The sequence below is a fragment of the Serratia sp. J2 genome, assembly GCF_046269175.1.
Classification (GTDB): Bacteria; Pseudomonadota; Gammaproteobacteria; order Enterobacterales; family Enterobacteriaceae; genus Chania; species Chania fonticola_C.
Window position 1 is genome coordinate 30,533 of record NZ_JBKABN010000003.1, and the last position, 21,011, is coordinate 51,543.

The 21,011-nt window shown below is 42.2% G+C and carries 24 protein-coding genes; 12 read left to right on the top strand and 12 right to left on the bottom strand.

Going from position 1 to position 21,011, the window contains the following annotated elements:
* Positions 1 to 125 precede the first annotated feature (125 nt).
* Complete coding sequence (gene acrD / locus ACKWMY_RS03730; RefSeq protein ID WP_024527081.1) at positions 126 to 3,251, top strand: multidrug efflux RND transporter permease AcrD; 3,126 nt, start codon at positions 126 to 128, stop codon at positions 3,249 to 3,251.
* A gap of 129 nt (positions 3,252 to 3,380) precedes the next feature.
* On the opposite strand, the gene ypfM is transcribed toward acrD, so the two are convergent.
* Positions 3,381 to 3,440, bottom strand: a complete 60-nt coding sequence (ypfM, locus tag ACKWMY_RS03735; protein WP_138106377.1) for a protein YpfM — start codon at positions 3,438 to 3,440, stop codon at positions 3,381 to 3,383.
* Between the two features lie 368 nt (positions 3,441 to 3,808).
* Here ypfM and ACKWMY_RS03740 point away from each other — a divergent pair, with 368 nt between their 5' ends.
* Entirely contained in the window at positions 3,809 to 4,021 is a 213-nt protein-coding gene (locus ACKWMY_RS03740) for a hypothetical protein (RefSeq protein WP_409485905.1), read from the top strand.
* Between the two features lie 111 nt (positions 4,022 to 4,132).
* Here the strand turns inward: ACKWMY_RS03740 and ACKWMY_RS03745 are convergent, their stop codons facing one another.
* Positions 4,133 to 5,452, bottom strand: coding sequence for an HdeD family acid-resistance protein (locus tag ACKWMY_RS03745; protein ID WP_074031452.1), 1,320 nt, complete (start codon positions 5,450 to 5,452; stop codon positions 4,133 to 4,135).
* A 38-nt stretch (positions 5,453 to 5,490) separates the two neighbouring features.
* Positions 5,491 to 6,756, bottom strand: a complete 1,266-nt coding sequence (locus tag ACKWMY_RS03750; RefSeq protein ID WP_211135556.1) for an MASE1 domain-containing protein — start codon at positions 6,754 to 6,756, stop codon at positions 5,491 to 5,493.
* A gap of 221 nt (positions 6,757 to 6,977) precedes the next feature.
* On the opposite strand from ACKWMY_RS03750, the gene ACKWMY_RS03755 reads away from it, so the two are divergent.
* From ACKWMY_RS03755 to ACKWMY_RS03765, 3 genes are all read left to right on the top strand, one after another.
* Positions 6,978 to 7,457, top strand: a complete 480-nt coding sequence (locus ACKWMY_RS03755; protein ID WP_409485906.1) for a tetratricopeptide repeat protein — start codon at positions 6,978 to 6,980, stop codon at positions 7,455 to 7,457.
* Between the two features lie 10 nt (positions 7,458 to 7,467).
* Positions 7,468 to 7,899 (top strand): GNAT family N-acetyltransferase, encoded by a 432-nt coding sequence (locus ACKWMY_RS03760; RefSeq protein WP_309047396.1) that lies wholly within the window; start codon positions 7,468 to 7,470, stop codon positions 7,897 to 7,899.
* Between the two features lie 211 nt (positions 7,900 to 8,110).
* Complete coding sequence (locus ACKWMY_RS03765; protein WP_409485907.1) at positions 8,111 to 8,341, top strand: hypothetical protein; 231 nt, start codon at positions 8,111 to 8,113, stop codon at positions 8,339 to 8,341.
* Between the two features lie 108 nt (positions 8,342 to 8,449).
* Here ACKWMY_RS03765 and ACKWMY_RS03770 read toward each other — a convergent pair whose 3' ends face one another.
* Positions 8,450 to 8,863 carry a hypothetical protein gene (locus ACKWMY_RS03770; RefSeq protein WP_409485908.1) on the bottom strand — a complete coding sequence of 138 codons (414 nt, stop codon included), beginning with the start codon at positions 8,861 to 8,863 and terminating at the stop codon, positions 8,450 to 8,452.
* A gap of 691 nt (positions 8,864 to 9,554) precedes the next feature.
* Here ACKWMY_RS03770 and ACKWMY_RS03775 point away from each other — a divergent pair.
* Together ACKWMY_RS03775 and ACKWMY_RS03780 are read left to right on the top strand one after the other, a co-directional pair.
* Positions 9,555 to 9,707: a hypothetical protein gene (locus tag ACKWMY_RS03775; RefSeq protein WP_409485909.1), complete on the top strand. Its 153-nt coding sequence runs from the start codon at positions 9,555 to 9,557 to the stop codon at positions 9,705 to 9,707.
* Entirely contained in the window at positions 9,673 to 10,365 is a 693-nt protein-coding gene (locus ACKWMY_RS03780) for a DUF4225 domain-containing protein (RefSeq protein WP_409485910.1), read from the top strand. Before ACKWMY_RS03775 ends, ACKWMY_RS03780 begins: the two co-directional genes overlap by 35 nt.
* Before the next feature lie 4 nt (positions 10,366 to 10,369).
* Here the strand turns inward: ACKWMY_RS03780 and ACKWMY_RS03785 are convergent, their stop codons facing one another.
* Positions 10,370 to 10,696: a hypothetical protein gene (locus ACKWMY_RS03785; protein ID WP_409485911.1), complete on the bottom strand. Its 327-nt coding sequence runs from the start codon at positions 10,694 to 10,696 to the stop codon at positions 10,370 to 10,372.
* A complete protein-coding gene (locus ACKWMY_RS03790) occupies positions 10,696 to 11,175 on the bottom strand; it encodes an Hcp family type VI secretion system effector (RefSeq protein WP_308872236.1) in 480 nt (159 codons plus the stop codon). Before ACKWMY_RS03790 ends, ACKWMY_RS03785 begins: the two co-directional genes overlap by 1 nt.
* Before the next feature lie 707 nt (positions 11,176 to 11,882).
* Between ACKWMY_RS03790 and ACKWMY_RS03795 the strand changes: the two genes are divergently transcribed.
* Entirely contained in the window at positions 11,883 to 12,698 is an 816-nt protein-coding gene (locus ACKWMY_RS03795; protein ID WP_260524056.1) for a DUF4225 domain-containing protein, read from the top strand.
* Between the two features lie 45 nt (positions 12,699 to 12,743).
* On the opposite strand, the gene ACKWMY_RS03800 is transcribed toward ACKWMY_RS03795, so the two are convergent.
* From ACKWMY_RS03800 to ACKWMY_RS03810, 3 genes are all read right to left on the bottom strand, one after another.
* A complete protein-coding gene (locus tag ACKWMY_RS03800) occupies positions 12,744 to 13,085 on the bottom strand; it encodes a hypothetical protein (protein WP_409485912.1) in 342 nt (113 codons plus the stop codon).
* Entirely contained in the window at positions 13,085 to 13,564 is a 480-nt protein-coding gene (locus ACKWMY_RS03805) for an Hcp family type VI secretion system effector (RefSeq protein WP_409485913.1), read from the bottom strand. Before ACKWMY_RS03805 ends, ACKWMY_RS03800 begins: the two co-directional genes overlap by 1 nt.
* Positions 13,565 to 14,275: 711 nt before the next feature.
* Positions 14,276 to 14,842 (bottom strand): recombinase family protein, encoded by a 567-nt coding sequence (locus ACKWMY_RS03810; protein WP_409485999.1) that lies wholly within the window; start codon positions 14,840 to 14,842, stop codon positions 14,276 to 14,278.
* A gap of 308 nt (positions 14,843 to 15,150) precedes the next feature.
* Here ACKWMY_RS03810 and ACKWMY_RS03815 point away from each other — a divergent pair, with 308 nt between their 5' ends.
* The 3 genes from ACKWMY_RS03815 (at position 15,151) to ACKWMY_RS03825 (ending at position 18,525) form a co-directional block, all read left to right on the top strand.
* Positions 15,151 to 16,449, top strand: a complete 1,299-nt coding sequence (locus ACKWMY_RS03815; RefSeq protein ID WP_409485914.1) for an AAA family ATPase — start codon at positions 15,151 to 15,153, stop codon at positions 16,447 to 16,449.
* Entirely contained in the window at positions 16,446 to 17,342 is an 897-nt protein-coding gene (locus ACKWMY_RS03820; RefSeq protein WP_409485915.1) for a hypothetical protein, read from the top strand. The genes ACKWMY_RS03815 and ACKWMY_RS03820 overlap by 4 nt, the downstream gene beginning before the upstream one ends.
* A 376-nt stretch (positions 17,343 to 17,718) precedes the next feature.
* On the top strand, positions 17,719 to 18,525 hold the full coding sequence (locus ACKWMY_RS03825; RefSeq protein WP_409485916.1) for a chaperonin: 807 nt from the start codon (positions 17,719 to 17,721) through the stop codon (positions 18,523 to 18,525).
* Between the two features lie 41 nt (positions 18,526 to 18,566).
* Here the strand turns inward: ACKWMY_RS03825 and ACKWMY_RS03830 are convergent, their stop codons facing one another.
* The 3 genes from ACKWMY_RS03830 to ACKWMY_RS03840 all read right to left on the bottom strand — a co-directional run bounded on the left by ACKWMY_RS03830 (position 18,567) and on the right by ACKWMY_RS03840 (position 20,128).
* Positions 18,567 to 18,923, bottom strand: a complete 357-nt coding sequence (locus ACKWMY_RS03830; protein WP_409485917.1) for a hypothetical protein — start codon at positions 18,921 to 18,923, stop codon at positions 18,567 to 18,569.
* Between the two features lie 18 nt (positions 18,924 to 18,941).
* Positions 18,942 to 19,637, bottom strand: a complete 696-nt coding sequence (locus ACKWMY_RS03835; protein WP_409485918.1) for a hypothetical protein — start codon at positions 19,635 to 19,637, stop codon at positions 18,942 to 18,944.
* 242 nt (positions 19,638 to 19,879) lie between these two features.
* Positions 19,880 to 20,128 (bottom strand): transcriptional regulator, encoded by a 249-nt coding sequence (locus ACKWMY_RS03840; protein WP_074423403.1) that lies wholly within the window; start codon positions 20,126 to 20,128, stop codon positions 19,880 to 19,882.
* A gap of 102 nt (positions 20,129 to 20,230) precedes the next feature.
* Here ACKWMY_RS03840 and ACKWMY_RS03845 point away from each other — a divergent pair, with 102 nt between their 5' ends.
* A complete protein-coding gene (locus ACKWMY_RS03845) occupies positions 20,231 to 20,845 on the top strand; it encodes an XRE family transcriptional regulator (protein WP_409485919.1) in 615 nt (204 codons plus the stop codon).
* The last annotated feature ends 166 nt before the right edge of the window (positions 20,846 to 21,011 follow it).

Below are 21,011 nucleotides of genomic sequence, written 5' to 3' on the forward strand. Positions count from 1 at the left end.
GTAAAGTGCAGTAGCACCTTTGGGTACAATCAAATCCTGCGACAGCCTGGCCACCAGTCAGCGCCAAGCATAAGCATAACTGATGCAGTCAAAAATAGAACAAGTCACAACGAGGTTCATGCCGCATGGCCAACTTTTTTATTGATCGCCCGATTTTTGCCTGGGTTCTGGCAATTATTCTTTGCCTGACGGGGACGTTGGCGATTTTTTCTCTGCCTGTCGAACAATATCCGAACCTCGCTCCGCCAAACGTGCGTATTAGTGCCACCTATCCAGGGGCATCGGCACAGACGCTGGAAAATACCGTTACCCAGATTATTGAACAGAGCATGACCGGTCTCGACAACATGATGTACATGTCGTCACAGAGCACCAATACCGGCCAGGCTTCGGTTACGCTAACCTTTGAAGCCGGCACCGATCCCAACGAGGCAATGCAGCAAGTCCAGAACCAGCTGCAAGCTGCCATCAAGCGGTTGCCACAGGCGGTACAGCAGCAAGGCGTGACGGTGTCAAAATCGGGCGACACCACGCTGATGATGGTGGCCTTTGTCTCCACCGATGGCAGCATGGATAAGCAGGACATCGCGGACTATATCGTTTCCAACCTGCAAGACCCCCTTAGCCGTATCAACGGCGTGGGCAGCATGGACGTTTACGGCTCACAGTACGCCATGCGCATCTGGTTAGATCCGAACAAACTCACCAGCTATCAACTCACCACCCAGGATGTGGTCAATGCCATCAGTTCGCAGAACGCCCAGGTGGCGGTGGGCCAGCTAGGCGGCTCCCCTTCTGTCGATCAGCAGGCGCTAAACGCCACCATCAACGCTCAATCCCAGTTGCAAACGCCAGAGCAGTTCCGCCAGATCACGCTGCGCGTCAATCGCGACGGTTCGCTGGTGACTCTGGGTGACGTTGCCACGGTGGAATTAGGTGGGGAAAACTATAACTACCTCAGCCGTTACAACGGCCTACAGGCCGCAGGGATGAACATCAAGCTGGCCTCCGGTGCCAACGAATTGCAAACCGACCAGTTGGTGAAAGCCAAGATTGCCGAGCTTTCACAATATTTCCCCCACGGGCTGGAAGCCAAGATTGCCTATGAGACGACGCCTTTCGTGCAGGCTTCGATCCATGACGTGGTAAAAACCCTGCTGGAAGCCATTTTGCTGGTGTTTTTAGTCATGTACCTATTCTTGCAGAACTTCCGCGCCACATTAATCCCCACTATCGCCGTTCCGGTAGTGCTGCTGGGCACCTTTGCCATCCTTTCAGCCTTCGGCTACAGCATTAACACCCTGACGATGTTTGCCATGGTGCTGGCGATCGGCCTTTTGGTGGACGACGCCATCGTGGTGGTGGAAAACGTGGAACGCGTGATGAGCGAGGAAGGTCTCTCACCCAGGGACGCCACCCGTAAATCCATGGGGCAGATCCAGGGTGCGCTGGTGGGGATTGCCATGGTGCTTTCGGCAGTATTTATTCCCATGGCCTTCTTCGGCGGCACAACCGGTGCCATTTATCGCCAGTTCTCGATCACCATCGTTTCCGCAATGGTGCTTTCGGTGCTGGTGGCGATGATCCTCACCCCTGCCCTATGTGCCACTATTCTCAAACCGATAGCCAAAGGCCATCATCACGGCAAGCGCGGTTTCTTCGGCTGGTTTAACCGCATGTTCAACCGCAACACCGAACGCTATGAACGTGGGGTAGCGCGCGTGCTGCATCACAGTGTCCGCTACATGGTGATCTACCTGTTGCTATTAGCCGGTATGGCAGTACTGTTTATCAAACTGCCAACCTCATTCCTGCCACAGGAAGACCGTGGCGTGTTCACCGTGCAGGTGCAGTTGCCTGCAGGCTCCACCCTGCAGCAAACCACCAAGGTAGTGGAAAAAGTCGAGCACTACTTCCTGACCGAAGAGAAAGCCGACGTGCTGTCGGTGTTCTCCACCATCGGTGCCGGGCCAGGCGGCAACGGCCAGAACGTCGCACGCCTGTTCTTGCGCCTGAAGGACTGGGATCTGCGCAGTTCGGGAGCCAATAGCTCGTTCGATATCATCGATCGTGCCACCAAGGCCTTTAGTAACATCAACGAAGCGCGCGTAATCGCCAGCAGCCCACCAGCGATCACCGGGCTGGGGAACTCTTCGGGCTTCGATATGCAGTTGGAAGACCACGCCGGGCTGGGGCATAGCAAGCTGATGGAGGCTCGTGACCAATTGCTGCAGTTGGCTGGGCAAAACCCGCAGCTATCGCGCGTGCGCCATAATGGCCTTGATGACAGCCCGCAGTTGCAAATCGACATCGACCAGCGCAAGGCACAGGCGCTGGGCGTGTCGATCGACGATATCAACAGCACCTTGTCAACCGCCTGGGGGTCCACCTACGTCAACGACTTTTTAGACCGCGGGCGAGTGAAGAAAGTATACGTCCAGGCCGGAGCGCCCTTCCGCATGCTGCCAGAGGACATCAACAAGTGGTACGTGCGTAACAACAGCGGTGGGATGGTACCCTTCTCCGCCTTTGCTACCTCCCATTGGGAATATGGTTCACCGCGTCTGGAACGCTACAACGGTAACTCCACGGTAGAAATCGTGGGTGAGGCCTCTTCGGGCGTCAGTACCGGTACCGCGATGGATGAAATGGAAAAACTCGTCAGCCAGCTACCGACCGGCTTCGGCCTGGAATGGACCGCTATGTCTTACCAGGAACGCCTTTCCGGCTCCCAGGCACCGGCACTGTATGCCATCTCACTGTTGGTGGTATTCCTGTGTCTGGCGGCCCTGTATGAAAGCTGGTCGATCCCGTTCTCGGTCATGTTGGTAGTGCCGCTGGGGGTGATCGGCGCCGTTACGGCCACCTGGCTGCGCGGATTGGAAAACGATGTGTACTTCCAGGTAGGGCTATTGACGATTATCGGGCTGTCGGCCAAGAACGCCATCCTGATCGTGGAGTTTGCCAACGAGCTGAACCATAAGGGCAAGGATTTGATGGCCGCAACGCTGGAAGCCTCACGCTTGCGCTTGCGCCCTATCCTGATGACCTCATTGGCCTTTATCTTCGGCGTTCTGCCAATGGCCATCAGTTCTGGTGCAGGTTCTGGCAGCCAGCATGCGGTAGGTACCGGGGTGATGGGTGGCATGATTTCAGCCACCGTTCTGGCGATTTTCTTTGTGCCGCTGTTCTTCGTTTTGGTACGCCGCCGCTTCCCTGGTAAGGCGCAGCCTCACCATCACGATAGCTAATAGCAGACGTAAAAAAAGCAGCTTCGGGGAACCGAGGCTGCTTTGCTAAAGACTTAATATTGTTACCCTAGGTGCTTTAAATAAAAACAAACCAAATAGCCTTATTCAAGCTTTAAACCCTACATGGTGTTAGTTACCTAACATCTCATCAATAAAGTCTTTCCAATTTGTTAACTCACGATCAACCATAATACTTCACTACCTCCGGTTATTGGACGCAGAGATTCTACGCCTGTTTTTTGACCAAGTGAAGCCTTTTGGGAACGATGCCAGCCAAGAAAAACCAGGATGGAACATATTTTCAGATTAATCAGAAGCCTACCCTGATGTTACTTTTTCTTTAGCGTTCTGGAAGGTTTGCGAGGTAGCGGATACCTACGTTAAGTTGAATTTATCCTACAAAATCAACACGACAACTTTAATGTGCTACAAACGAGATCATTCCAATATAATCACCAATATCATCCTGTTATTGGCACATTCCTTTAGTATGGCTTGAAATTGCACCTTAGATAGCTATCCTAACTTTTCATTAATATTAAATAAGGATGGATCCCATGAAAAAAATAACTCATAAAAAGGCAGCCAATGTTATTGGCGGTAATCATTTGGTTTGTGGTAACACACGCTACTTATGGATAAGAAATGACGATGGCAGCGGCAACTATGTCTGCATGAAGAGGGATGAATGCTATATACCTGGTGATGACAAATTCGGTAACCCGCAAATCCACTTTAACAGAGTCGCCGCTTCATTCTGTGGGCGATAATTAACGTCCGTTAATTTATCCGGCGTCTTTTTATAGACACCGGATGATCAACGTTCAGCCTTACCCAAAAATGCGTGAGTGATTATCGAGTTAAAAAATCATGACGTGTCACTATCCCTCTTTTTCCGGTTGCCTGCGCTTGAGAATACGCTGATACCATGGCTGAGGCACGGGGTGAACAATATGTCGCAGCGCTCGGGCGTAATCCATCACCAGCCCAGGCGTCCAGGCCATTGAGAGTGCCCGTCTGCGTACCTGCGCGGCAATCCACAGTTCCGGCATGGTCAAAATGCGTAATGTAGCCAGCCAGCTTTTACTCTGTTTGGCAAGAACACCATCCAATGAGGCTTCCAAAGCATAGGCAACGCTACTGGAACAGTTACGCGACGTCAGATTGTAGATTTTAGTCAACTGATAACCGCTCCAAAAACGTAACAGTGCCGAGCTGTTATAACGGTGAAACTGGATCTGCCGATTCGAATCGCACCAGTTGGTCGCCTCGGTAAGATAGTCCGGCTGGAAGGTGCCGGGCACGTCATTTTCTCGCGTCGCCTTCAACACATTGAGAAACTCTGAAGGGGAACGATCAATATCTGTCGCAGGATACAGGCTGATATAGACGCTCGGTACCAGTTCTAATGCCGCATGTCCGGTAGAGATAACCCCTTGAGCATCCACCGCCGCGATATAGCGATTAATGACTGGCCGGGGGATTGGGGCCGCACTCGCCGTTCCTTCCGGGGTCCAGATATGGACGGTCAAAGGCTGTTTGAAATCAATGGTGGGGGCAACCACCTCGGGTGGCCGAGCCGCCGATTTCTTTCCAAAGACGTAAAATATCTCGGTAGGAACCAACAATTCAAACACCGAGGTGCCGTCCCTTAAAAGGTTGGCCCGCCTGGCTAATTGCAAGATATTGATGCCACTGACAACCATCAATGTACCCAGGAAAAACGATATGGTGGCCTTATAGTGCACCGGATAGGGGCTAAATATGAGCATGGCGAACAGTATCTGGGCAATGCCGCTGACCAGCGCATTCTTCCAGCGCGGAAACCGCACGATCCAGGCAGAAGCGATCATAAACAAGCCAATAACGAAATAGGAGAAACCGAATATGATTGCCAGTAGCAAATTACTGTAGGGTTTGTTCGCCAGGATCAACAGAGCGACAACGCAAAAGATCCCGCCCTTGAAATAAAGCACCGCTTTCTGCGCCCCAACCCCGCTGGAGGCAATACTCAACGTGACCAGGCTTTCCAGAAGCATCAGGGCACCAAAAACCTGTAAGGGAAAATAGAGCACGCCATCAAGGCCATCGATAAAGATACCGATCCCCATAAGCCCCCAGATAATCCCGATTACGCCCAAAAATTTGGCTTTGGAGCGCACAAAATCAACGCCGAATAATAACAGGGCAATCTGGATCACTGCTGCAACTCTCCACAATATGTAAATAATAGGTTCATTTAACTGTCCTGGTGATAATGGCTTGCTTGCCAGTTGCCGACGATAATGCTCTGTTCTTCCTCATTCAGCAGGGCACAGCTGTTATCCACCAACGTCAGCCACTCTCCCTGTGGCATCTGGATACGGAATACCAACGGGGGACGGGGCTGAGGACTATCATTGAGGAGCCAATGGTCACGCAGCTTGCCTTGATCATGCGGGTGAATCCATTGCATCACGTCATCTATCGTGTCCAGCTTGCTGGGAACCTTCTGCTCAAACAAACTGCCTGGCTCATCTTCCCAGTGCAAAATCCCGGTCCGCGGATTGAGGCTATAAATCACCCCCTTGCCGGTTATCCGGCCGGTATCTGGGTTAAAACTGTTGGTCGAGTGCTTCAGCACCCTGATAAACACGATCAACAACGCCGTCGCGGAAAGGTAGCTCAAGGCTAATAACAGAGACTCATTGAGATGTAAGCCCTTTAGAAAAAAGGGGCCGTGCTGATGATTGGTATAATAAATTACTCCCAACCCAAGAGTGAGAAGCGCGAGAGATCCCCCTCGATTCCCCCAGACAACTGAAAGCATAATAGCCAGAATAATGGGGAGACATGCCAAGGCAAAATAGAGTGCCGCAGCGTTGTGTTGCAGCCAGAGAAAGGGGTAGCCAAAGATAAACCAGATCGAAACACACAGCAGCAGCCAAAGTGCCGCTCCCAGAAGACCCATTTGCAGGTTGCAACTGGCAGGTTCCAAGCGCCGATTGACAAACCCCATAATCACGGTTGTGGCAAAGATAATGCCGGTAACATCAGCGATAAAGTTCTGCCAGAACAAGCTAAACAAAGGCTGCTGGTGGATTAGGGCATAACCCCCACCAATAATTAGCGCATCCAACCCGCTGAAGACCAAGGTTGCAGTGATACAGATTAAAATAGTATGCAGATCGTCATTAAGCCGTGCAAAGCGGCGAACTGCCCAGGCGATCGCTACGTTGGCTGGCATGGATAGCACAGCATCGGTCAGTGATATCAGTGGGTTATGCTGCCAGCCGTCCCTCAACAACAGGCTCGCCAACGTCAAAATGACGAACAGGGTTAAATAACTGCGCCAGCGGGTCAAAAGAAAGGCGGCAACCGCAACACCAGAGGGAAACCACACGATTGCGATCGGCGAGGCGGGATCGTCAAATTTTAATGAGATCAATCCGGCGAGGTAATAGATTATCCCCCATAGTAGCAGGGTGAAAAGTTGTCGGACATACGATGGAACGTGGGTTGTCATTTTTTACTCACTGGTATTCACGCAGGCATTCTTTGTGAAAAATATCACGTGTTGCCATCAAGAAAAACTTGATTAACTATAGGGCATTATCCATCAGCATGAGTGAATGCACCATTTCAAACTCATTGAAAATCTATCCAGATTTTTATTTCTTTGCGGATGAATAGTAGAGGAGTAACGTTGATGCAGGATTTAGCAAAACACCGTTGAAAGGGAAAATCATGTCTTCGAGTATCACCATCGAGCAGTTGAAACAGCAAGGCCGCTACCCGGAAGCCACCGAGCTGGCCCAACAGATGCTGCAACTGGCACCGTTGGATGGCAAGCTGCATTACCAGCTGGCGTGCCTTTACGATGTGCAAGGCTTTGAGCAGCAGGCGATCCCCTGCTATCTCGCCGCCTTGCAGCACGGCCTACCTGCACAGTTACGCCAGGAAGCCTGGTTGGGTCTGGGTAGCACCTATCGCGCATTGGGGGAATATCAGAAATCGCTAGCCGCTTTCGACGACGGGCTAAACGAGTTCCCGCAGGCCAAAGAGATCACGCTATTCCGCGCCATGACGCTCTACAATCTGGGGGAAACCAAACAGGCGGTGGCGGATCTGCTGATCCTGTTGGCTGAAACCTCTGCGCATACGGAAATCAGCAGCTACCAGCGTGCTATCCAGCAATATGCTGCGGATTTGGATCGTATTGGCTGAGGGGAAAATTATGGAGATCATCACCGATCCGCGTAAATGTAATATCGACTGGCGACAGTTAGGCGAGTTGCTGGCCGCTGCCGGGCTGGGTGAGCGTGATACGCAGGTCTTACAGAAGGTGTACCAAAATAGCCAATTCTGCTATTGGGGCTTTATTGAGGGAGAGCTGATGGCCACCGCTCACGCCATCAGTGACATGACCTCGGTAGCTTATCTGGCCGATGTCGCCATCCATCCGCGCTTTCAAGGGCAAGGTTATGGTCAGCAGTTGATGGATTGCGTCATGCAAGATCTGGCCCCGTTAGGTAAAGTGTTTATTTATTCGGTGCCGGACAAATTGGCATTTTATAAGCGATATGGCTTCCACGATCTGACTACCGGCATGGTGTATGCCGATGGAAGCGCGCTGGAGCGGTTACAAAATAGCGGGTATGTACGTTGAACATCAAACAGCTAAATAGTGACTCCTAATAAGCCTGGCGTATGGATAGCATGAGTAACGATATTAAACACCGCCCTCAGATAGTCGATAATATAAAATTTTAAGACAAGGTAATTATAAAAAGTGTCTTATTACTGATATATACGAATACTAGGGAATTATAAAATATGCAAAAATAGGTTGGGGAGTCGCCACCGGTACAGGTCAAGCTGTGGGTGGTGCATTGATGGCCAATCTTGGTCGTAGGCTTCATTCAAGTAAACTTAAAAGTTATGGTGATTTAGCTTATAGTACCGTTGATTTTACTATAACTGCGTATGCAGGATATCGCGGCTTAGTTTTGAAGAACCATGGTGATAAACTCGCAACAAGTGCATTGTTTGAAAAGCCTGGCACCAGCATGATGTTCAGAAATCTCAAACCTGATTATAGACCTAAGTAGGATGGTAAAGGTACTCCAATGAGAATTCTCATAGTAGGTACATCCGTTTTTAAAGCAAAGATTTTATTTTTTGATGGTACATACGAACTGAATGATGAATAACAAAATTCATTTATCAACATATTCTACTTTTGGCGGCAGCACTCGATATAAGAACATACGAAATCGAAGTCTAACTAATTTTGCTGTTAGCAAGAGACTTAGCTTCATTCCTCTGCTATTAATCCAGATATAAAACATAATAAAAATAACGAACAGTACTAAATAGAAGATAGCCTGCTTTATATCATCACTAAAGAAGTAAGCTCCAAACATCATCACAAAAAAAACAGAGGAAAGAAATATCATATTTCCACCGCATAGCTCAGAAACTAGCAGAATGTAGTTTTTTAATGATTCATCATCAGTTGTTTTTACTCCTTTCCCATAGGTTTCATTCTTTTTATCCCTATACTGATTTTTTAATTTTAGTAGCTCTTGGTAAGTGAATCCATTCTTCAAAATTAATTCATTGATTTTCATAGTATTATTGGTATCTTATTGTGACTGGCATTCTATTATGCTAACTTAATTGATTACTATATAACAAGCAAAACCTAAAGTTTCAATTATATTTTTTTAGAAATAAGCATTCATCATAATAGTCATTTATGTACAATAACCACATAGTATCAGTATAAAAACCTGTACCATACTGTAACTTTCGCTAACTGCGATACAGGTCGAACAATTCAGTAATAAGTACTGAGTGGAGTTTTACCTTCCACGCTAACAAACGAGTAAAAACTTGCCTAAACCAGCGTATTCTGTATTTATTGGCCTTTAAATACAAACCTTTCTCTGTCAATGATGAGCACATCGTTGTCTGTATTTAAACTCCATTTTCCCGCATTATCTGTGTTATCTCCGTACGGTATAAGTTAGTGATCTACTCTTGTGCCACTCAGCACCGATTTTGACGATTAAAAGGTAGCTTTTACGCCATGACAGACAAACCGCAGCACACCTCGCTGACCATGTTCGGCATCAACGTTCTCTGTGCGTTACACTAACTTTCCATCATAGCTATGGAGATATCCTCATTCCGCCCCCCATCACTCAAGCAAAGTAGCTACATTTGATCACTTTCGTAGAGATTGCTATCATGAATAAGCGAATTAAAGTAAGCGCGATATAATGATCACGCTTTTTATTTCAAAGGGATTTGTTTTATATGGATAATTATTTTGGTTTTCGTGAACAAGTAAAAAACTACTACCTTGAGATGGCTCTTGCTGAATCTTATGAGTTAGGTCGCTTGGCTAACAGAGCATCTGCTTTCTACGTCAAAAATGCACAATCAAGATTTTCTTTTCAAAAAAATTGATGACCTGATAAATCGCTATATTTTAACTTGCCATGCAGCAACGACTCAAGAAGGGCAACGGAACGCATATGTATGTTTAAGAGCCGAAAAAAACTCGTTACAGCAACAATACGAATCATTACAGTTAAACCGTGTAAAAAAAGCAATCTACATCGAAATAACCAATGATAACGGCATATTGATCTATGTAGTAAAAGGGATTGGACTTATTGCTGGCGTTTCACAAGTAGTGGCTGGCGCTGCATCTATTCTTAGCTCAAGGGGCAGTAATATAGCTGGTTTCTTATTAGTGTCCCATGGGTTTAACAATATATATGAGAATGGTTATTTTATAATAAATGGGGAGGATGACATTGGCCCTGTAAGGGATCTATATAGAATTATTGCTAAGAAATCCGGATATGATAATAAGATAGCAGATATTGTTTATGGTGGTGTTGATTTGGCATTATCAGTTCATGGCTTATTCTTTACCAAAAAAGTTGTATCTGATTATAGGAGCCTAATGAATTATGAAAATGGCCCAGACACATTAAAACTTTATGATGTAATTGATGATGATCTATTAATGACTATAAAAACAATGGGTAAACTCTCATTAGGATTAGAAATCACGGGTGATATGGTTACCGTCAGTGGAATATGGGATAATTTATAGGGAGTCATTTATCGCTTTTAAAATAAAAAATTATCGACTTTGCATATCGAGGAATGTTAGTTAGAAAGCAGGATAACAGTAATAACATAGCAAGGAATGCAGAGAATACAATTACAGTTTTTAATGTCTGCTTTATATAAATTACAGCTGCGAATGCTAAAAATAAACTAAAAATTACTATAGTAGCCTTTAGCATTCTCTTACCAACATCTTTAGCACCAAATGCCAAGTCTATTCCAAAAAATTTGGATTTTTCCTGTAGTTCTTTTATTTCTTTTCTTGTAAAACCGGACTCCAAAAGGAGTCTGGTTACACTTTTTATTTTTTCCATTAGTAAACCCTATCGTCCCAAATACTATAGCCACTGGTTCCAGCAATGTGATGCTGCCAAGAAATGCTTTCGTACTTCAATGATATACTCTCTTGCGGTTGTGATTCATTATGGGTTGATGAATTAGGGTAAAAAATGTTGACATCCATAATCGTAACGTTAGTCAGTTTAATGGAGTAGAATAACTCACGCCCGCCATTCTGGTTGGTTCTATATATATCTATAATTGCATCCAAGCGTTCATTGTTTGATATTGCAATACCAATCAAAGGCGAAGACTTGTCTATTGGTTTAACGATAACGAATGGGTGATGATTAACGTGCTTTTCTCTACTGATTGAATGGCTTAGTTGATAAAGATAACTTTGATCTGTATGCCCAGACTGGTATAAGTTCCCGATTGAATCTTTAGTGGAGCATCCCGCAGTAATTAACCCTTGCTTTGCACCTTTCAAGGTTAGAAAAATATCATTCGCCATATCAAACTCCTTTTTTACAAAGTCACTACGCAAACATCATATAAGACTCAAGATTATATACAAAACAAATTATTTTTAACACCTCTACCATAAACAATCAAGCGTAAAGACAATAATGCCATCATTAAAAACCGCCAACACATCACCAAAATCAATATAAAAAGCCATTTCCCTATGCCTTATCAATGTAATTTTTCCTGTATTACTGACGCTGATTAAAGCTGTAGGTTAACCCTATTATTTTACAGAAACGCTTATTAAGGCTATTTTGACAGCAGCCATACCGAAGGATTGGCAAAACAGACTCATGGCCCTTACAAACCAAAACTCTCCATCTGCATGATAACCCCCTCCCCGTCTGGATCTATACCCCGTTTTCCCGCATTATCTGTGCTAACACCGTGCGGTATAAGTTAGTGATCTACTCTTGTGCCACTCTGTACAGATTTTGACGATTAAAAGGTAGCTTTTACGCCATGACAGACAAACCGCAGCACACCTCGCTGACCATGTTCGGCATCAACATTCCCTGTGCGTTACACTAACTTTCCATCATAGCTACGGAGGTATTCTCATTCCGCCCCCCATCACTCAAGCAAAGTAGCTACATTTGATCACTTTCGTAGGGATTGCTATCATTAACAAGCGAATTAAAGTAAGCACGATATAATGATCACACTTTTTTATTTCAAAGGGATTTGTTTTATATGGATAATTATTTTGGTTTTCGTGAGCAAACAAAAAATTACTACCTTGAGATGGCACTCGCAAACTCTCATGAGTTAGGTCGTTTGGCTAACAGAGCATCTGCTTTTTATCTAAAGAATGCACAATCAAGATTTTCATTTCAAAAAGAAATTGATGATCTGATAAATCATCATATATCGACTTGCCGTACAGCAACGACTCAAGAAGGGCAACGCAATGCATTTTTCTGTCTAAAAGCTGAGCATGATTCTTTAAGAATGCAGTATGAGTCGTTACAACTTAACAAGGTGGCCAGAGCTGTATATTTGGAAATAAAAAAAGAAAACGGCGTATACACATATGTTGTTAAAGCAATCGGCGTTGTAGCAGGACTATCACAAGTGGCCTCTGGATTAGCTATGGTGCTAGCATCAGAAGTCACTTTCGTTAGTGGTGTTACGGGCGTTTTACTTATTTGTCATGGAGCGAATAACGTCTACGAAAACTTACAATTTTTCTTCACGGGTGAGGAAAATACAGGTTACTTAAGAGACCTATATCGCTGGGCATCTACCAACGTAGGTTATGGTGAACGTGGTGGCGATATTCTATATGCAGGCATAGACCTGTCCCTTTCATTAAAAGCTTTATTTGGCAAGGTAGTAGTACCAAATAGTAGAAGCTGGTTAGGTATAAGTGGCAGAGGACCAGACACTGAAAGATTATATTATGCCATGTATAACGATTCGGTTGCTGGCTTTAAAATCATGGGGAAGTTCTCACTCTCATTGGAGATAGTGAGCGATGCTATTACTATAAAGGGAGTAATGAAATAGCTCACTAGGAAATATGTGACCTACACAAAAATGCAAATTAATTCCTCATTTGCACTTTCCATTTTTTCTATCTTTCACGAAAAAATACAAAGATTTAATGTAAAGCCTCATTGGTGTTAGGAAATAAGAAGGTATTACAACCATAAAGCACATAAGAACTATAATTCCAAAACCAAAAACACCATCTTTGGAAACTGTTCCAATTGTGAAAATAGTTAGTATTACCCCCAAGATGATACTTGCTCTGAAGGTTCTTCTACCTATATCTCTAACTGAATATAGAATATCGAGTTGAAAAACATTAGCATTATTTTTTATTTTTTTTATTTCACCCCTAGTGAAATAAGACTCCAAAAGGAGTCTATCAACACTTTTTACTCTTTTCATTAGTAAACTCTATCATCCCAAATACTATAGCCACTGGTTCCAGCAATGTGATGCTGCCAAGAAATGCTTTCGTACTTCAGTGATATATTCTCTTGTGGTTGTGATTCATTATGGGTTGATGAATTAGGGTAAAAAATGTTGACGTCCATAATCGTTACGTTAGTCAGTTTGATGGAGTAAAATAAGTCACGCCCACCATTCTGGTTGGTTCTATATATCTCGATAAGAGCATCCAAGCGTTCATTGTTAGATATTGCAATACCAATCAAAGGCGAAGACTTGTCTATTGGTTTAACGATAACGAATGGGTGATGATTAACGTGCTGCTCTCTACTGATTGAATGGCTTAGTTGATAAAGATAACTTTGATCTGTATGTCCAGACTGGTATAAGTTCCCGATTGAATCTTTAGTGGAGCATCCCGCAGTAATTAACCCTTGCTTTGCACCTTTCAGAGTTAGAAAAATGTCATTAGCCATATCAAACTCCTTTTTTATAAAGTCACTACGCAAACATCATATAAGACTCAGATTATATACAAAACAAATGGTTTTTAACACCTCTACCATAAACAATCAAGCGTAAAGAGAATGATGCGATCATTAAAAACCGCCAACACATCACCAAAATCAATGTAAAGAAACCATTTACCCATATATTATGAATGTAATTCATCCAGTGTTACTGACGCTGATTAAAGCTGTAGGTTCACCCTATTATTTTACAGAGGCGGTTTTAACCGCAACCATACCAAGGATTGGCAAAACAGACTCATGGCCCTTACAAACCAAAACTCTCCATCTGCATGATAACCCCCTCCCCGTCTGGATCTATACCCCGTTTTCCCGCATTATCTGTGCTATCACCGTGCGGTATAAGTTAGTGATCTACTCTTGTGCCACTCAGTACAGATTTTGACGATTAAAAGGTAGCTTTTACGCCATGACAGACAAACCGCAGCACACCTCGCTGACCATGTTCGGCATCAAAATACATTGAATATTAAACAAAGTTTTCTTTCACTATAGAAGAAAATAATTTTAACCATTAAAAACAATCTGTTATGTAGAACAGCACAAATACAAAAGAGGCTCTATGGCCTCTTTTTTACCACCTAGGATATCGAAAGGATTCTTACAGTACTAAAGCGGATGGCTTCTTTCCTTACCCCCTTCTGCTATATCAGTTTTCTACACTGTTAGTACTGCAAGCATTTCTTTCTTCACGCGAAACACTGTAGCCCTGCCGCAATCACACAACTTTGCGATCTCGTCTGGTGTGTTCTTTCCGGTTTGTAACATATCTATAATCTTTCTATGTAGTTCGTTGTTCTTTTGCTTGCCCTTATACCTACGGGCTTCTTTGGCAAGGGCAATCCCCTCGTTGCGGCGTGATGCAATCATGCCCCGCTCAAATTCTGCGACGGCTCCCATCATGGTTAGGATCAGACGGGATTGTGGGGAGTTATCAAAGCTCATTGAATTCGCAAGGAACTGCACAGTAATCCCGCGAGCTACGAGGTTATCAATCATTTCCAATAGATCGCGGGTATTACGTGCTAGACGGTCGATAGAATGAGTAATGAGGGAGTCACCTTCGCGAAGGTGAGAAAGCAGGTTCAACAGTTCAGGTCGCTCGCTGGTGGACTTGCCTGATTCTTTCTCTGTGACAATTTTGTCGCAAACAGGTTCCAGTACTGCCAACTGACGCTCAAGGTTCTGATCCTTTGTTGATACACGAGCATAACCAAAAATCATTTCCTTGCCCTCACTCTTAGTCAGTATCATTTGAATCACCTGAATGATACAGTATCATTTAAATCCAATCAATGTATAAATGATACTAAACGAGACAACAAAATTGAGTATCACAAGGGACTACCCAAACGAGACCGCAAAGGATAGACGTTTAGCAGTTAGCTTGCCGCCAGTATTACGTAGTCCTGCTTCCTGTGTCGCTTTTTTAATCAAAAATAGCTAATCTGATAAGTTTACTAGAAGATTAGAATTGTTTAATATTAAGCTGGTACAAATGTAAAAACAATGGATGTGAAATTGAGGTATATATGAACATAATAACGAATGTTAATGTAATAGGTTTGTGGGGAAACCAAGATATAAGCATTGCGATTAACGATAAAAATAATTTTATTATCGGTGTCAACGGAACAGGTAAAACAACCCTTATAAATTTGCTTGCAGCAGCATTAACTATTGATATTGAAAAGTTAATAAGAATTGAATTCAGTAGCATTGAAATAAAATTAAAAGAGGTAGGAGGATCTCGTCGACCAAGTATACGCGTATCAAAAAACTCAGCCTTTAGTGATGACACATTAACTTATGAAATAAAAAAAGCTGTAAAAGAGACGCCTATCATATCAAGTTTCGACTCCAGATTTGATCGTATTATCTTTGAATCAAAAGATGGTATGCGAGCATATAAAAGAAAACTTTCTGGATATGATTCACCCAGCGTACATGAAATAAGCTCAACATTAGAAGATTTAATAAAGGTTTCTTGGTTATCAGTTAATAGGGCCGATAATTTATATATAAGAGATAGAGATAGAGATATAGAGAAAAGAGCCACATCCACAATAGATCACAAGATTGTCAATTTAAACAACGATCTCGTAAGATATTTCTCTGTTCTATCGCAACAGTTTTCTGATCATACTATTGAATTTCAGAAACAAAGTTTTCTCGCCCTTATTAATAATGAGGGAGCAAACGCAATTTTTCAATTCTCGTCATCTATTGATATTGAAAATGAAAGAAAAACACTGATTGAAGTATTCGAGGTATTAGGCGTTGAAAATAGATCATATGCAAAGAAATTAAATGATCACTTCGCTCGATTAGAGAAAATAAGAAATAAAGATAATTTAAAAGGTATTGCGGTTGATGATTTCTCTGTAATTTATAACTCTTGGCGAGCACATACTCTTGTTGCTGACTATGAATTATTGCAGGCAAAAAAATCAAAAATATTTAGACCACGAGATAATTTCATCAATTTGTTAAACTCAATGTTTGGAGGGAGAAAAAGTTTTTCAGTCTCTGACAAAAATGAATTGATAGTTATGACGAAAGATAAGAGACCAATAGGTTTAGATGAGTTATCCTCAGGAGAAAAGCAATTACTAATTATTCTTGGTGAAACTCTATTACAACACTCAAAATCAGTCATATATATAGCCGATGAACCTGAGCTCTCACTGCACGTAATTTGGCAAGAACAATTAACAGGAGCCATAACAAAATTAAATCCTAATGCTCAAATAATTTTCGCAACGCACTCTCCAGATATTGTTGGTATTAATCAAGATGCCATAATTGATATGGAGAAGATAATTCTATGACCTTCACAAGAACAGCAAGTGGATTAAAAAGTTATCGACACTTTTATGATGCCGAGATTATCGTTTATATTGAGGGTAGACTCTCTGGTAAGGACGGTACTGAAAATATCGATGAACAAAAAATACCTGATGTGATTTTTTACACTTCTCTTTTCAAAATCCTTTCGCCATACAAAAAGGTAAAAATAAAAATAGTTGGTTGTAAGGAAAATGTTCTTGACTACCATGACAACATCCAGAGAGAAAATATAAGTAACTCTTATGCTATTATTGATCGTGATTATGATGGGATTTTATTTTCTCGCGTAAATGCAGATAAATTAATAGTAACGCATGGTTATAGTTGGAAAAATGACTTTTGGTCACCGAAGTTATGTTCTGAAACAATAGAAACAATTAGTCTTGACTCTAACACCGCTCATACAATAATAAGTGAAAAATATAATCGATCAATTAAAAGACTTTGTATAATAAATCGTGCAAATATAATATCACATTACTTTTGCAATGGCATTTTCCCTGTAAGCAAAAAGGGAGGAGATAAAGGATTTAGATATGAAGTGAATTCGAACTTTCCATTATCGCTTCACGAGATAAAAAGACTACTAGCAAAATTCCCAAAAGATGTAAAGGGTGATGATAATATAAAAAAACTCATTGCGGCTACGGAAATTAATTATATAAACCTAATTCAAGGTCATTTTTATGAATATATGTCCCTTCAAATATTGTCACACGCATATAAAATATCTTCCGGCATCGACCATAACACGGCTGATTTTAGTATGATAAAATCAATAGCTTTTAATAAGTTCAAGCTAAAACCTGATTATTATCTCAAACCGGACACCTTGCATCATTATGAACTTCAATTTAAAAAGATACTTAATTGAATTATTTTAAATTACAAACCCGCCAGCAAGTAATTACTTGTTGGCGGATCTTACTTACTCCACACAAACAAACACTAATTAAATTAATAATTATTTTTTTAATTATGCATGAATGATAATTTAAAAACTACTCTAATAATCTCAATCACATTTTTTGTCGTACATAAAAATACTGACTGTACTTTTATCCGAGTAAACGATCCCTTTAACTTTTTTGTCAAAAATCAGGAGATCCGGCTTTCGATTATTTTGTGCTCTAAAGGCGAGTACCATAGACACATTCTTAAACGCGAAGCTGTAAAGGAAATGAAGGATGAAATGCATACGTTATCCATTTGAGATATAATCAGTCAAGATTATTATTCTGAGGTTTCTTATGGGTAAAATTTCCGAACGTTTGAGACATGCAAGAATTAGTGAGGGACATTGCGTCATTTGCGGTTCTTATGGTCAATTGAGTAAGGATCATGTGCCGCCTCGTTGTGCAACAACTATTCAACCAATGTTTCAAAAAACTGTATCTGAACATTATTCCTCTAATGAAATAAAACCTATAAATGCCCACGCCGGAGCGACATTCAAAACCATATGCAAGAATTGTAATGGCAACATACTCGGCAATCTGGATCATGAGATCAAGGCTCCCATCGAGAACTATCTAAATTTAATTAAGCAATATTTAACTGGTGTTCATTTTTACGGAAATATTATTTCAACACCTTTCAATGCGACACCATTCTTACGAGCAATGGTGGGGCACCTTCTTGCAGCAACGTCTATAGAAGTTTGCAAAAAGGGTCCCATTGATAGTGAATTTTACACACCATTAAGGAAATTTGTTTTAGACGATAATAATAATATAGATGATACCCATGATTTCTATTATTGGTTTTATCCTAACAGGACACAGATAACGGCTCAGGTAACTTCAATTTTCAATAATGGTCATTTATGTCATTGCAGTTGCATGCATTTCTTCCCTATAGGTTTTTTAGTTACATTTAAAGGTGAAGGTACATATCCAGCACATGCATCTAAATTAAAATTAGATGACAAAAAATTATATTTTAATATGACTCAAGGTAATTTAGACTATGTTGCGTTTCCCTTCGTTCCATTAAGAGGAAATCAAATGATGCTGATGGCAGACAGTTTCACTTCAGCAAGTTATCCTCAGAAATAAAGCCCCAAAGGCCGCTTTCACGGCCTTGTTTAACACCGTATTCATTGAGAGCGATCCAGTACCATGTACTCTGGCTCACACATACTGCCTCGTTCCTGTAACCAGTAGTAATCCAGATCGGCTACACGCACATTCAATCCCGAATCCACACGATTGATCTGTAACCGTAGTCCTACAGTATCCCTATACGATAAACCAGATTTAACATTGTATTTGTACTGAACGCCGTTTTCCTCTTCAAAAACCTTGAGGATGGAGGTCATACGCTGTTGGATCTCTTTTAGGCAAACAACTTCATTATCATTAGTGAACGGCTTTTGAACTTTGCCATCAGGCACGGTTGCCGCTAATGTACTGAATGATAGCGGGATTAGTGAAGCAACTAAGTATTTTTTCATTTTGATAAACTCTCTGTACTAGTCACTAACGGGTCGCTGTCTTGTTAAATGATTTTTCATAGATTGTGCAGTATTGTATTCACATACTTCGAACCTATCTTGCAGTACTCGTTGGGTAGCCATATTTTCTTTATTGAATCGCTCTCTATAGTCAATTTCCGCTTGTAGTATGGAACCGTTACCAATATCTCTTTTAAAGTCATTTAAAGATTGCCAGTTTCTTGTTTCATTTGAATAAACTGAGTGGGCTCTCTGCATACCATTTTTAAAATCCATAAAACAAGAGGTGGTTTTTAAAATAGGTTCGTATTCATTCATTCCTACTCCATACTTGATATAAGTGAGTTCTGCGACAGTCCTTTCGACAGAATCTTTCGTATATAAGGATATCTCTTTGAGTATTTTTCGTGTCAGTTCAGGGTTTTCTTTTAAATCTTTATCGATTAATGTATGTACTTGTTCCATGTTTTGAGAAGTTATCCACTTAATCATTGGTACTTTAGGTACATCTACAATATTCGAGTTTTTATCTCTGGGGAAGAAATTAGCAACACCTATACCCATTGTGATAATGAATAGAAAGACACTCGATATCGATGCGGTAAAAAAAGTTCGAACACTACCACGCCCTTTTTTACGGCAACTACTAGCGATCTTCTTATAGCCAAATGCTGAAATAATTATACAGATAATAATAACAACCAAACCAATCATGTCGTTCCCTTTTAAGCCATGTTTTTCCGAATGAAAAGATTAATTGAATATACATCAACTAACTTTTATCACATTGCCTTTGCCATCCACGGTTACTTTGATGTTCTTCGAGCAATTCCGGCATTGACCAACTCCAGTACCACTTTTAGATACTCCTGTCTGAACGGTTGTAGTACTGCCGCAATGTGGGCATGTAATCGTAAAATAGTTCGCCACTATATATCCTCTTTTATCGTCAATATTTAATAACGTTCAGGCCAGATTGTGCTCACGGGTACACCGATAAAATCAGAAATGATCTTTTCACCTTTCGGCCAATGCCGATCCAATGTGTTGTACAATGTTCTTTCGTGTAACCCGCTATCCCTTGAAAGTTGTGCCAGTGTTCTCCCTCGTTTCTTGATAGCTGCCAAGATATCCGCTCTATGCCAGTTCTCAGTACTGGCATTTTGCTCCTTTATCTGAGATTCTAACTCGTTGTGAATACTCATAATGACCACTCGTTACTAACATTAAGAACATGATTGATCATTAAAAGGAATTCGTCAAATAAAAATGAGGAACAAAGTTCCTTTTAATGTGGTGGGTTGTGCATGGCTGGCAAAAAAGAAAGCGTTGAACAGTTCAGCGAAAGGCTAAAATCGATAGTACCTTCTGGTTCAGGGCGAGATTTCGCCAAAAAAGCAGGCATTGGGTACAGTACTGTCCACAACTATCTACAAGCCGTATCAAGCCCTACGCTTGAGAATCTTGTACTTCTTGCTAAAGCTGGTGACGTCTCAGTTGAATGGTTAGCTACTGGCAAGGAACTAACAAAAGCAATAAGTACAGACCAAACCGAAAAACTGTTGAAAATACCTTTTATTGATAGCGATAATTTCCTTTTACTGGATTCAAGTACTTTCCCCGATTTGTTGGATAAAAGGGCAAACCTCTCAGCCCTTCGCGTTAAGACTGACGTAATGGAGCCAACATTCATGGTTGGTAGCGTCTTGCTTTTAAACCAGAGGCAGAAACAGCTAAAAGACGGGAAAGTGGTAGTACTCCACAAAGAAGGCAACTACCTGTACAAGCGAGTTCAGGTAATCCCTGAAGGATATAATTTGAGCAGCGATAACACCAAATACAGTGCGATGATCGTCAATCAGGATTCACTATCCTCCTTTGACGTCCTAGGGGAAGTACTGGTAGTACTGAATCATCTGTAATTTAACGCTCTCGTGCATTTCTGAGGCGTTTTCTGACTGGTTCGATGCCTGAGTGCTGTTTTGAGCTACTTCACCTTGAGGGGCTTCCTGTGCGTCTTGTCGGAAACACCATCATGGAGCGGAATTGATCGGATCGGGTTCGCTCTGGAGAGTACTGATAGTGCTT

Coding starts and splice junctions, on each gene's coding strand:
- acrD (WP_024527081.1), top strand. CDS start 126: ATGGCCAACTTTTTTATTGATCGCCCGATTTTTGCCTGGGTTCTGGCA.
- ACKWMY_RS03740 (WP_409485905.1), top strand. CDS start 3,809: ATGAAAAAAATAACTCATAAAAAGGCAGCCAATGTTATTGGCGGTAAT.
- ACKWMY_RS03750 (WP_211135556.1), bottom strand. CDS start 6,756: ATGACAACCCACGTTCCATCGTATGTCCGACAACTTTTCACCCTGCTA.
- ACKWMY_RS03755 (WP_409485906.1), top strand. CDS start 6,978: ATGTCTTCGAGTATCACCATCGAGCAGTTGAAACAGCAAGGCCGCTAC.
- ACKWMY_RS03760 (WP_309047396.1), top strand. CDS start 7,468: ATGGAGATCATCACCGATCCGCGTAAATGTAATATCGACTGGCGACAG.
- ACKWMY_RS03770 (WP_409485908.1), bottom strand. CDS start 8,863: ATGAAAATCAATGAATTAATTTTGAAGAATGGATTCACTTACCAAGAG.
- ACKWMY_RS03775 (WP_409485909.1), top strand. CDS start 9,555: ATGGATAATTATTTTGGTTTTCGTGAACAAGTAAAAAACTACTACCTT.
- ACKWMY_RS03780 (WP_409485910.1), top strand. CDS start 9,673: ATGCACAATCAAGATTTTCTTTTCAAAAAAATTGATGACCTGATAAAT.
- ACKWMY_RS03785 (WP_409485911.1), bottom strand. CDS start 10,696: ATGGAAAAAATAAAAAGTGTAACCAGACTCCTTTTGGAGTCCGGTTTT.
- ACKWMY_RS03790 (WP_308872236.1), bottom strand. CDS start 11,175: ATGGCGAATGATATTTTTCTAACCTTGAAAGGTGCAAAGCAAGGGTTA.
- ACKWMY_RS03795 (WP_260524056.1), top strand. CDS start 11,883: ATGGATAATTATTTTGGTTTTCGTGAGCAAACAAAAAATTACTACCTT.
- ACKWMY_RS03800 (WP_409485912.1), bottom strand. CDS start 13,085: ATGAAAAGAGTAAAAAGTGTTGATAGACTCCTTTTGGAGTCTTATTTC.
- ACKWMY_RS03805 (WP_409485913.1), bottom strand. CDS start 13,564: ATGGCTAATGACATTTTTCTAACTCTGAAAGGTGCAAAGCAAGGGTTA.
- ACKWMY_RS03810 (WP_409485999.1), bottom strand. CDS start 14,842: ATGATTTTTGGTTATGCTCGTGTATCAACAAAGGATCAGAACCTTGAG.
- ACKWMY_RS03815 (WP_409485914.1), top strand. CDS start 15,151: ATGAACATAATAACGAATGTTAATGTAATAGGTTTGTGGGGAAACCAA.
- ACKWMY_RS03820 (WP_409485915.1), top strand. CDS start 16,446: ATGACCTTCACAAGAACAGCAAGTGGATTAAAAAGTTATCGACACTTT.
- ACKWMY_RS03825 (WP_409485916.1), top strand. CDS start 17,719: ATGGGTAAAATTTCCGAACGTTTGAGACATGCAAGAATTAGTGAGGGA.
- ACKWMY_RS03830 (WP_409485917.1), bottom strand. CDS start 18,923: ATGAAAAAATACTTAGTTGCTTCACTAATCCCGCTATCATTCAGTACA.
- ACKWMY_RS03835 (WP_409485918.1), bottom strand. CDS start 19,637: ATGATTGGTTTGGTTGTTATTATTATCTGTATAATTATTTCAGCATTT.
- ACKWMY_RS03840 (WP_074423403.1), bottom strand. CDS start 20,128: ATGAGTATTCACAACGAGTTAGAATCTCAGATAAAGGAGCAAAATGCC.
- ACKWMY_RS03845 (WP_409485919.1), top strand. CDS start 20,231: ATGGCTGGCAAAAAAGAAAGCGTTGAACAGTTCAGCGAAAGGCTAAAA.